Origin of the sequence: Nonomuraea sp. NPDC049784 (genome assembly GCF_040659615.1) — a bacterium.
In the GTDB taxonomy this organism is placed as follows: Bacteria; Actinomycetota; Actinomycetes; order Streptosporangiales; family Streptosporangiaceae; genus Nonomuraea.
In genome coordinates this window covers 1-9,236 of record NZ_JBFAMX010000411.1, presented here as the reverse complement: position 1 = coordinate 9,236, position 9,236 = coordinate 1, and the positions used below count along the sequence as shown (strand labels likewise).

At 68.2% G+C, this 9,236-nt stretch carries 9 protein-coding genes and 2 pseudogenes; 4 read left to right on the top strand and 7 right to left on the bottom strand.

Annotated features, from left to right (window positions below; all coding sequences use genetic code 11):
* Positions 1 to 318: 318 nt before the first annotated feature.
* Entirely contained in the window at positions 319 to 1,842 is a 1,524-nt protein-coding gene (locus tag AB0J09_RS45460; protein ID WP_360705794.1) for an FAD-dependent oxidoreductase, read from the bottom strand.
* A gap of 121 nt (positions 1,843 to 1,963) precedes the next feature.
* On the opposite strand from AB0J09_RS45460, the gene AB0J09_RS45455 reads away from it, so the two are divergent.
* Positions 1,964 to 2,731, top strand: coding sequence for a TetR/AcrR family transcriptional regulator (locus AB0J09_RS45455; RefSeq protein ID WP_360705791.1), 768 nt, complete (start codon positions 1,964 to 1,966; stop codon positions 2,729 to 2,731).
* Positions 2,732 to 2,846: 115 nt separating this feature from the next.
* Here AB0J09_RS45455 and AB0J09_RS45450 read toward each other — a convergent pair whose 3' ends face one another.
* The 4 genes and pseudogenes from AB0J09_RS45450 to AB0J09_RS45435 all read right to left on the bottom strand — a co-directional run bounded on the left by AB0J09_RS45450 (position 2,847) and on the right by AB0J09_RS45435 (position 6,038).
* Positions 2,847 to 3,314, bottom strand: coding sequence for an integrase core domain-containing protein (locus tag AB0J09_RS45450; protein WP_360705789.1), 468 nt, complete (start codon positions 3,312 to 3,314; stop codon positions 2,847 to 2,849).
* 76 nt (positions 3,315 to 3,390) lie between these two features.
* Positions 3,391 to 3,594 (bottom strand): annotated as a pseudogene (locus AB0J09_RS45445) (SDR family NAD(P)-dependent oxidoreductase); the annotation flags it as partial.
* Positions 3,595 to 3,867: 273 nt separating this feature from the next.
* Positions 3,868 to 5,088, bottom strand: coding sequence for an FAD-dependent monooxygenase (locus tag AB0J09_RS45440; RefSeq protein WP_360705786.1), 1,221 nt, complete (start codon positions 5,086 to 5,088; stop codon positions 3,868 to 3,870).
* A gap of 23 nt (positions 5,089 to 5,111) precedes the next feature.
* The gene (locus tag AB0J09_RS45435; protein ID WP_360705783.1) at positions 5,112 to 6,038 is read right to left on the bottom strand and encodes a zinc-binding alcohol dehydrogenase family protein; all 927 of its coding nucleotides are present in this window, start codon (positions 6,036 to 6,038) and stop codon (positions 5,112 to 5,114) included.
* Between the two features lie 209 nt (positions 6,039 to 6,247).
* Here AB0J09_RS45435 and AB0J09_RS45430 point away from each other — a divergent pair, with 209 nt between their 5' ends.
* Positions 6,248 to 6,712 (top strand): MarR family transcriptional regulator, encoded by a 465-nt coding sequence (locus AB0J09_RS45430; protein WP_360705780.1) that lies wholly within the window; start codon positions 6,248 to 6,250, stop codon positions 6,710 to 6,712.
* A 73-nt stretch (positions 6,713 to 6,785) separates the two neighbouring features.
* On the opposite strand, the pseudogene AB0J09_RS45425 reads toward AB0J09_RS45430, so the two are convergent.
* Positions 6,786 to 6,983 (bottom strand): annotated as a pseudogene (locus AB0J09_RS45425) (response regulator transcription factor); the annotation flags it as partial.
* Positions 6,984 to 7,077: 94 nt separating this feature from the next.
* The gene (locus AB0J09_RS45420; protein WP_360705778.1) at positions 7,078 to 7,275 is read right to left on the bottom strand and encodes a hypothetical protein; all 198 of its coding nucleotides are present in this window, start codon (positions 7,273 to 7,275) and stop codon (positions 7,078 to 7,080) included.
* Positions 7,276 to 7,677: 402 nt separating this feature from the next.
* Here AB0J09_RS45420 and AB0J09_RS45415 point away from each other — a divergent pair, with 402 nt between their 5' ends.
* On the top strand, positions 7,678 to 7,911 hold the full coding sequence (locus AB0J09_RS45415; RefSeq protein WP_360705775.1) for a hypothetical protein: 234 nt from the start codon (positions 7,678 to 7,680) through the stop codon (positions 7,909 to 7,911).
* Positions 7,912 to 8,143: 232 nt separating this feature from the next.
* A complete protein-coding gene (locus AB0J09_RS45410) occupies positions 8,144 to 8,989 on the top strand; it encodes an SMI1/KNR4 family protein (protein WP_360705772.1) in 846 nt (281 codons plus the stop codon).
* The last annotated feature ends 247 nt before the right edge of the window (positions 8,990 to 9,236 follow it).

Sequence of the window (9,236 nt, the reverse complement as noted above, 5' to 3'; positions counted from 1 at the left end):
ACCGCTCACGGTCCTCAAGCAGTACATCGAACAGCAGAAACGACCCGTGTGAGCTGACCTGCTCACCGACGCGGAAGGCTAGAGCACGCTCGCGCTCTAGCCTTCCGCGTGGGCCTTCACCCCCGGCGTGAACGCCGGAGCACTGGCCCACAGTTCGGTAGAAGCGGCGGACCACTTCCTTGTTCAGCTCGGGCTGGGTCGGGTTTTCACTCGGCCTGGAAGTTCCCTTTCCTTCGAAGGTGCCCCGGAATCGGTGTGGATCCGGGGCGCTTGTGGCTGGTTCGCTCGCCGCGTGCTGGTCGGCTTTGCGGCGTCCTGTCAGGGTGTCGGGTCGCCGAACCAGTGGGTCGCGGCGTGCCGGAACGCCTCGTGATGGGGGTCGTGGTCGTCGGTCCAGGCGACGATGCCGTCGGGTCGGACCAGCAGGGCGCCGAATCCTAGGTCGTTGCTCACCGGCCCGGCCGCGTAGCGGATCCGGCCTTTCCAGCTCATCGCCGCATCGTGCAGGCGCTGGTCGGTGGTGAAGTCGAGTGCGACGCCGTGTCCTTCTCGCAGCAGGTCGCCGAGGCGGGTGCCGTCGGCGAGACGGAAGTCCGGGGCGGTCCGGCCGACGAGTGGCTGGTCGCTGCCCAGGTCGTAGCGGTGGGACAGTCCTGAGGTGCTGCGGAACACGTGGGTGGTCCCGTCGCGGGTGTCGAGCAGGTTGTGGACCAGCCGTCGCAGGGCCGGGGCGTTGGGGCCGGGGTTCATGGTCGCGACCTGGGCGCGTGACCAGTCGAGGATCGCCGCGCCGACGGGGTGGCGTTCGGCGGTGTAGGTGTCGAGCAGGCCCTCTGGTGCGGTGCCGTGGATGGTGGCGGCGAGTTTCCAGCCGAGGTTCATGGCGTCGCCGATGCCGAGGTTGAGTCCCTGGCCGCCGAGCGGGGAGTGGATGTGGGCGGCGTCGCCGGCGAGCAGGATGCGGCCGTTCCGGTAGGTCGTGGTCTGCATCGCGCGGTCGGTGAAGCTGGAGGCGAGATGGACCTCGGTGAGTGTCGCGTCGGTGCCGGAGACCCGGCGCAGGACCGTCTGGAGGTGCTCGCGCGTCAGCGGCTGCGAGCGGTCGAAGGCGCCGCCGTCGAAGTCCATCATCCCCAGGTGTCCCTCGAAGGGCGTCCGCAGGTACATGCCGGTCGGCGTCAGGTTGAAGCCCAGGTCCAGCTTCTGCGGATCGGCGAAGGTGACGCGGGCGGCGTAGCCGGTGAACAGCGGTTGGGTGCCGACGAAGTCAAAGCCCGCCAGTTGGCGCACCGTGCTGCGTCCGCCGTCGCATCCCACGAGCCAGCGCGCCCGGTAGTCGCGCCTGCCGGCTCGTGTGACGACGGTGTCGCCGTCCTGGGTCACGGCCTCGACAGGAACGCCACGCAGGATCTGCACGCCGAGCCTGGCCGCCCGCTCGGCCAGTACTGTCTCGACCGCGTCGAGGCTGGTCATGATGCCCTCCATCGCCGGGCCGGGCAGCCGGAAGGGGAGGGCGGCGGCGTCGATGTTGGCCGGGTCGAGCCGCATGCCCGCGAAGTGGCTCACGTCACGAGGAGCCGGCGGCTCGTGCGCGTCGGGGTCCGCGCCGATCTGCTCCCCGTCGGCGCCTGAGGCTTTCAGCAGGTCTTCCAGCATCCCGCGGCGGTAGAACGTCTCGACTGATCCGGCGTGCAGGCCCCGCATCCCCAGCGGGAGCGCCTTCCACGGCGAGGTCTGCTCCTGGTCCCGCTCCAGCACCAGGACCGAGCAGTCCGCCAGCGCGAGCTCACCGGCAAGGAACAGGCCCACCGGGCCGGCACCCACGATCACCACGTCATACACGTTGAGCCTCCTTCGATCAGGATCGCCCGGCAAGACCCCAGGCGGCTTATGGAGCATCGCTCCAATGATGGAACAGTACTCCATGTTGGATCGATGCTCCATACATGCCAGAATGTCAGGCATGGCCATACGGACACGTCAATCACAGCGGCGCAGGCAGGTGCTCACCCGGGAGCGCATCGTCGAGACCGCTGTCGAGCTGCTGGACGCGGTGGAGGAAGGTGCTCTGACGGTCCGGGCGCTGACCAGCCGCCTGGCCACCGGTCCCGGCGCGATCTACTGGCACATCGGCAACATGGACGAGCTGCTGGAGGCCGCGACCGACGCCGTCGTCACCACCGCCCTGGCCACGCGACCCACCCAGCCCGCCGAGCCCGCGGAAACCACCGAGGCCGGCGGGGCTGGAGGCACGCCCCAGGACGAGATCCGCACCGTCGCACTCGGCCTGTTCGACGCGGTCATCGAACACCCATGGCTTGCCGCCCAGCTCGCGGTGCAGCTCACCCGTAACCCCTGGGGGCCGGTGACATTGCGGATCTTCGAAAGCATCGGCCGGCCGGTCCGCACGCTGGGCGTGCCGCAAGGCGACTGGTTCACCACGACCTCGACGCTGGTCCACTACATCCTCGGCGCCACCGCCCAGACCTCTCAGAACGCCGGCGACGACAGCGTCCCCGGCTCCGAGGCGGACCGCGCCGAGTTCCTCAACACCGCATCCAGGGCATGGCAAGATCTCGACCCCGACGACTACCCGTTCATCCGGGCCATCGCAGACCAGATGCGTGAGCACGACGACCGCGAACAGTTCCTCACCGGCATCGACCTCGTCCTCACCGGCATCACCACCCTCCATCCACCCCGTCTCCAGCACCACCGGACTCGTGGATAGCCTGCTGCTCATCAACTGAACCCCACCGGCACAACCACGACCCCGGTGCTGCTCACGGTGGTGACGCCGGCACCTCCACCGGCGCCGCGCCTGCCGAAAACTACGTCCATGCAAGTCAAGCGGCATGTGAGGACTCGTGAAAGATTCCGCCGAGCCGGTCTTGCCGGCACACATTCAGGTCGGTGATCCGCTCTGGATCCGTGATTGAATCGGGGACGGCGCGCAGCGGGGCCGCTTGGTCCAGGGCTTGATGGGCTCGGTGCTGGTTGTAAAACCGTTCGTACTCGCGCAGTGCGTGACGCAGGTGGCGCTCATTCCACAGGAGGCAGCGGTCGAGGAGGTTGCGGCGGCAGGACTGCGCCCATCGCTCCATGATCGAGTTCATCCGCGGCACCCGGATACCGGTGAACACGGTCTGGATACCTGCGTCGGCAAGGATCTCCTCCACGAGAGCAGGAAACTTCCCATCCCGATCTCGGATCAAAAAGCGCGCCCGGCAGCCCGCATCTTCGAGATCCATCACCAGATTCCTGATCGCCTGGATGACCCAGCGCGTGCTCGGGTGAGCGGTGGTGCCGAGCACACGAACGCGCCGGGTGGCGTGCTCGATGACGGCCAGGATGTGCCGCCGCTGGCCGTTGAGAGCGACTGTCTCGATAAATCTGCCTGTCCCAGTCCTCGACCGCCAGGTCCCCTATGGGGGAGATGAGCTGGACACCGGCGTTGGCGAAAACCAGGTCCACCCTCCCGAACCGCTCGTGTACGGCGGCGGCCCGGGCGAGCGCGTGGCGGTCGGTCACGTCGGTAGGCATTGCCAGCGCCCTGCCTGCGCGCTGGTTGATCCGCTCGGCGGTCGCGTCGGGCCGGTCCGCTTTCTCTCCTGGTCGTGATCACAACGTGGTCAGCGGAATGGCTGCGCCTGCGCGTCAGTGGATGGCTGCCGAACATACGGTCACCACCCGGTCGGCGACTTCGCTGCGGCCCTGCGGCGTCATCAGCAGGCTTCCGGGTCCCAGCCGCAGGCGATGATCCGCTTTCGGTTGGAACGGTGCTACCCATGGCGACGAGCCCAAACTCACGAACGCTGTCCGGGCGGGCATCACTGTCTGAGTGCGTGCATGCGGAGCGGGTGGTCGTCAGCCGGCGTGGGCGATGTCCAGTTCCCGTTCTCGGATGGACTTGGTGTTGCTTCGCAGCGAGCGCAAGGCGTTGCCGATCAGCGGGAGCCGGAGGCTGCGCGCCATGAGGGGCCGGAGGGCGATCTGCCGCTGGTTGCCGGGGGTGACGAAATATCGCTGTTCGACGCCGTTGGCCTGGTAGTAGGTCATGTGCGGGCGGAGCTGCGCCTCCCAGGCGCGTAGAGCGCCGCGGATGTCGCCGGGGTGACGGTGCAGCATGCTGCCGAGCAGGTCGGCTCCGGCCAGCGCGGCGGAGATCCCCATGGCGGCGTACAGGCTGGGGCACCACGCGGAGTCGCCGGCCAGCACGACCCGGCCGTGCGACCAGGCGTCCATGCGGGGTTGCTCCACCGAGTCGAACAGGAACTCGCCGGCGGCGTCGAGCGCGTCAAGCGCCTCGCCGAGCAGCCGGCCCGTGGGCTGAGGTCCGTACGCGGCGCGGACCCGTTCGGCGGGCCGGCCGGTGAAATCGGCGTCGACGTCGTCGGTGCGGTACGAGAAGAGCACGGTGGGCGGGTGGTCGGCGAACGGAAAGACCCACATGGCCCGGCCGGGCTCGAGGAGACTCGCCCCCTCGTGCGGGGAGAGCCCGCCGATCGGGCGCGGCAGCATCGTCGCCGCGATCATGTAGCCGAGCCGGTGCAGATACCTGTCGTGGGGGCCGAAGACGAGACGCCGGACCGTGGACCGCAGCCCGTCGGCGCCCACGACGAGGTCGAATCGCTCGGTCACGGATCCACCGTCGCCTTCGAGCGTCACCTCGACGCCGCAGGCGTCCTGCTCGATGTGGGTGGGGGTCGTCGCGTAGCGGATCTCCACGTCGGGCGGGAGCGCGGCGAAGGCGGCCCGTTCCACGTCACCGCGCAGCATCATGCGCGGCGAGACCGGCAGATCCGCGAACCCCAGGCCAGGTTTGCGAACGCCGGCGCGGTCCACCGTGTAGGTGAGGCCGCCGGGCGGCGATCGGTCGGGGATGGCGTCGAGAATGCCGAGTCGCCGCGCCGCGGCCTGGCCGGCGCCGAACAACACGACGAAGTAACCACCCGATCGACGGCCCGGCGCTCTTTCCACGATCACCGGATCCCAGCCGATGCGCCGCAGGGCGATCGCCGTGGCGATGCCGCTGACGCCGAGCCCCACGACCAGGGCCCGTTTCCTGTTGCTGCTCAACGCAGTCATGACTTCCTCCTCGGATGTGACGGCTAGGGGACGAGAACGATGCGGTCGTCGGTCGCGGCGGTCCACGCCTGCGCGACCTGGGCGAGGGGTACGGCGCGGGCCCGTACGTCGATCGCGCCCTCGGCCACCGCTGAGGCCAGCTCCGGCAGCTCGGCGAGGAAGTCGCGGGCGGGGACCGAGCCGATGCCGCTCCCGACGATCTGCAGGCGGGCGGAGCGCAGTGCCGCGGAGGGGATCGGCGCGGTCTGGCCGGCGATGGATCCGATCTGGATCCAGGTCAGCGGGGCGGTGCGGTCGGCGCGGGCGGTGAGCATCGCCATCATGGCGGCGGCGGCGGGTTGGCCCCACACGTAGTCGATGACCACGTCGACGTCGGCAGCGTGGCCGATCTGGTCGAAGGTGATCGTCTCGTCGGCGCCGAGCGCGGTCAGCGCCTTCAGGCGGGTGGTGTTGCGGCCGGCGGCGATGACCTGGGCGGCGCCGAACAGTTTGGCGATCTGGACCGCCATCCGTCCGGCGTTGCCAGTGGCGCCGAGGACGAGGACGCGCTGGCCGGAGTGGAAGTCGACGCGTCGGCGCAGCGCGACCCAGGACGACATGGCCGGGTTCATCGCGGCGGCGATCCGCACGGGGTCGATGCCGTCGGGCAGGATCACGCTGCGGCGAGGGTCGATCAGGGTGCGGTCGGCGAACGTCCCCAAAGAGGTGTCGTCCAGGGCCACGTAGCGGAGGTTGCCCTCCTGGTCGCGTACGACGCCGTCGACGCCGGGGACCAGCGGGTACATGCCGTTGCTGGAGTAGTGCGAGCCGTTCGCCTTGGCCCTGGTCAGGTGGTGCAGGCCGGCCGCGAGGACCTCGACGGCCAGCTCGTCGCCGTGGCGTGGTGCGGGGTCGGGGTGTTCGCGATAGACCGGCGGGGCCTCGGATGCCGGGATGACGGCAGCGTGCATGGTGCCCTCCTGAGGTGGTTTGCATTTCCAACTAAATTCATGATGGTTGGAAATGCAAACTATGTCAACGGATGCGGCGTGATCGATGCCGTATCCGTCAATGACCTGGCGCGGGATCGGGCCGCGAGGCGTCCCCGGCGACGGTGGCGTCGGCGTTCCTCGCTCCAGCATGGTTGGCATTTCCAACCATGCCGAACTAGCATGACGGCATGACCACCGCCGACGATGTCGTGGACGCCCTCGTCCGGACCACCTTCGAGGTGGCCGGTGTGCTGACCCGCATCGGTGGCGAGCATGATTTGTCGCTCACCCAACTACGGGTGCTCGGCATCCTCCGCGACCGCCGCGCCCGTGTCACCGAACTGGCCGCCTACCTCGGCCTGGACAAGTCCACGATGTCCACCCTCGTCGACCGCGCCCAGCGCCGGGGACTGCTGACACGCGGCAAGAACCCCGATGACGGCCGGGTCGTCGAGGTGTACATGACCCCGGCCGGGCTCGAACTCGCCAAACGCGTGGAGGACGACATCCGGCGTGCCCTGGCGCCCGCGACCGGCCGCCTGGACCCGGAACAGCTCGATCGGCTCGTCGACCTGCTCGTCGACCTGCTCGACGTCGTCTCGGCCCGCCCGTCGCGTACACACGCCGCACCGGGGCCGACGGCCGCGCACTGATGGTCGAACAGGGCCACAGACAGTTCCTGACGTCTGCGGCGTTCGCCCCATCGAGGTTCCCGGGCGGTGTGCCTCAGGTCACCAGGCCCCTGCGGTAGGCGTAGACCACCGCCTGTACGCGGTCACGCAGGTCGAGCTTGGTGAGGATGCGCGACACGTACGTCTTGACGGTCTCCTGGCTGATCACCAACATCGCGGCGATCTCGCTGTTGGACAGGCCGTCGGCGATGAGGCGCAGCACCTCCAACTCGCGCGGAGTCAGCGCGACCTCGTCACCGTGCGGGGACGATCTCGGACCGCCCGATCCGTAGCGTTACGACGCAGCCGCGGCGCCCCCGTTGCCTTCCACTGCACCGCCGTGCGCCTCACCCGGCATTCGCTCCCTCACTGGAGGACCTCATGCTCCGCAAGATCAAGACACCGCCGGGCGTCCGCAGGTCGATCTCCTCGACCACGTCCTCGTTGTCGAGAAAGAAGATCTTCTCTATCTCGGCCGGGGTGGGCGGACCGTCGTAGCGGCCATACTTCGCCGCTTCTGAGTCGCTCAAGAAGTCGACAGGCATACACGCAACGTATGACCTATCAGACACAGTGTCGTCAAAGCAACGCAACCATTACCAACAGCTACCTACCGTAACGATAGATAGATCAAGGTAGCGCTGTGAAACCGGGCGGAATCCGACGCGAGCCTCGTTCAGAAGAGGAAGACGACAGGGGACTCGCTGGCCGGCAGAAACCCCGTTAACGCCGGATTTCGTGCCAGTAGTGGGCCTACCACCTGCTCGGCCTGAAATCGGGCCTGGAGGGCGGCAAGGCCGCTCCCTACCCTGACGACATGCCGATCAGCAGCTGGGGCTGACGCGGGTGACCACGGACCTGATCGCCAGGCACGGGCCGGCGACGAAGAGGCGTTCCGCCGGCTCGTCGACCCGTGCCGCGGCGAACTCCACGTGCGCTGCTATCGCATGCTCGGCTCGGCCGAGGACGCCCTGCAGGAAACTCTGTCGCTGGCCTTCGTCACCGCGCTGGTACCGTACAAACAAAGGTTCTTGATCTCCGTACAGACCAATTCCGGATACTCTGCCGGGCGTGCGGCGATTAACGACTCCACGGACGGTATGGCTCGCGCTCGCGACGGCCATCGCGGCAGCGACGGTAGCCGTGATCATCGTGTGTTCTCGTCGGCGCGCCGCCACTGAACCGCAGCCAGTGCAGCAGGAGCCCGGCATCTCGCCCTCTCCCCCGGCGAGCACTCCCGCTTCCGGGGGGCTTCCTGTCCCGATTCTCGGGACTCCCAGTGAAAGCGATTTCGAGCGCTACGCCACCAGGCCGTCCTGGTTGGACCGCCCCGCGACCAGAGTTCGCCCGCCACGGGAGCCGCTGAGCGCATCAGATCGCCGCCGTGTGACCCGCTGGGGTGCGGCCGGATTCGTGCTTGTTCTGCTGGCTTCCGGCACGCAAGCGCTCGAGTCCGCGGTCTTCTCCAAGGAACCAGTGGCGGTGACTGCCGGCGAGGTCGTCATCACGCAGGGGAGACCGCTCCAGGACGGGGCATGCGATGAGGTGCCCTCGGAGAGCTCGGCCACCTGCTTGTTCCTGGACATCCAGAGTGACGACGATTCGCCCGCGTCCATGTCCACGCCTGCTCAGGAGCCGGCAGCGTCCGCTGCGGAAACCCCCGACGAGGACTGCCGGCCCAAGGACGCCGCCCCGACAGTACGCACGCTCAACGCGAAAGTGGCCCGGGCGGTCAACCGGCAATGGCGGCGGATCGAGTCATGGCTGAAGGCCAATGCCCCCAGGAGTTACCGTACGCTCGGCAAGCCAGGAAAGGTAGCGGATATCGCGGCGGCGGAGGCCGAGATGGGCCTGCGCTTCCCTGACGACCTGCGGGCGTCGTTGCTGCGGCACGACGGGTCCATCTACCTGAAGGACACCTGGGCCTTCGGTTTCTTGGGCAACACGAGTGCGAGTGTTTCGGAGATCCGGGATACATGGCGGGGACTGTGCGAGATCGACCATGAGGACGTCGGGGATCCGGGATATTCCGATCCCCGAACGGAATGGTGGGACGGGCGCATGCTGGCCGTCGGCGCCGACGGAATGGGAGATCATCTCGTCATCGACTCGGTGAAGCGTGACGTCGGCGACACCGATCACGAGGGCAGCAACGCCTGGCGGGATCCGGATCCGTTCGTACTATGCCCTGCTGAAGGCCACCGCCGACGCCATGGAGAACGGCAAATCCATCGGCTACTGGAAGCCCAAGGCAGTTGACGGCGAGCTCGACTGGGAAGTCCTCTGAAGTAGCACCCGCCGAGGATTGATCGGGGGCCCATCTCGTGGAGACGAGCCAGGCGGCCAGAACAGCATGATCAGCTGAGTCTGCGACCTCTTGAAGCGTAGGAACGCGACGCCGAGAGCAGGCCACCGCGGTGTTCACCGCCGCACGGGGTGCCTTCGCCCGGCAGGACCCGCCCGCCGTCACCGCTGACGCCGGGAACGCTGCACCGCGGTGTCCTCC